Raw genomic sequence first — 920 nt, forward strand, 5'->3', positions numbered from 1 at the left:
GGCCGCCGCCTATGTCGGTCATACCCACTTTTATAAGGTAGACGCCTATAGTGGTAATAACCACGCCGGTAACAACAGGCTTAATTACTTTGCCGAGTTTTTCTATAAAAAAACTAATAAATATCTCTACAAAGGCCGCTAAAAAACACACAGCAAAAATAGTAGCGAGTACTTCATCGTTATTGCCACCCGTAGCTTTAACAGTAAAGCCTGTGGCCAAAATAGTGCCTAAAAAAGCAAAACTGGTGCCTTGCACACATATAAGTCCAGAACCAACAGGCCCTACTCTGCGCGCTTGTATAAACGTACCAACACCCGATACAAACAACGCCATACTAATTAAATATGGTATTTCAGCAGCTAGGCCAAGCACCCCACCAATAATAAGTGTGGGTGTAATAATGCCTACAAAGCTTGCGAGTACGTGCTGTAGTGCAGCAAAAAATGATTCAGTTAGCCCTGGTTTATCATCTACCGCGTAAATTATGTCTTCTGAAATAGCTTCTTGGTTTGACATGGTCAATATCCTTTTAGCGCTTAAACTTGGGCAAGGTATTAACGCCCAGCCCTATTTTAATTCAAATACGTCTGCGTTTATTTAAGCTGCCCTTCTACGCCTTCAACGTAAAAGTCCATGCCGAGTAAGGTCTTATCATCAATAGTCTGCCCAGCTTTTGTAACCAGCTCACCTTGCTGATTTTTTATTGGCCCAGTAAATGGATGAAACTCGCCATTAGCAATTTTTGCACTAAGTGCGTCTATTTCAGCTACAACATTGGCAGGAATATCTTTACTCAGTGGTGCTAAGCGCGTCATGCCAGTGTCTATCCCTTTCCATATATCTTGCGATTGCCATTTATCGTCAAGTACTTGCTGTACGCGCTCTGCATAAAATTCATCCCAGTGATGAACCGCTGCCG

At 42.6% G+C, this 920-nt stretch carries 1 protein-coding gene and 1 pseudogene; both read right to left on the minus strand.

Annotated elements, in window-relative coordinates; translation table 11 throughout:
• Positions 1–517, minus strand: a 517-nt coding sequence (locus L654_RS0101915) for a solute carrier family 23 protein (protein ID WP_024607089.1), incomplete at its 3' end; no start/stop codon positions are given.
• Positions 518–594: 77 nt separating this feature from the next.
• Positions 595–920, minus strand: a pseudogene (locus L654_RS0101925) (BMP family ABC transporter substrate-binding protein); the annotation flags it as partial.

Origin of the sequence: Pseudoalteromonas sp. TAB23 (assembly GCF_000498075.1) — a bacterium.
Lineage (GTDB): Bacteria > Pseudomonadota > Gammaproteobacteria > Enterobacterales > Alteromonadaceae > Pseudoalteromonas > Pseudoalteromonas arctica.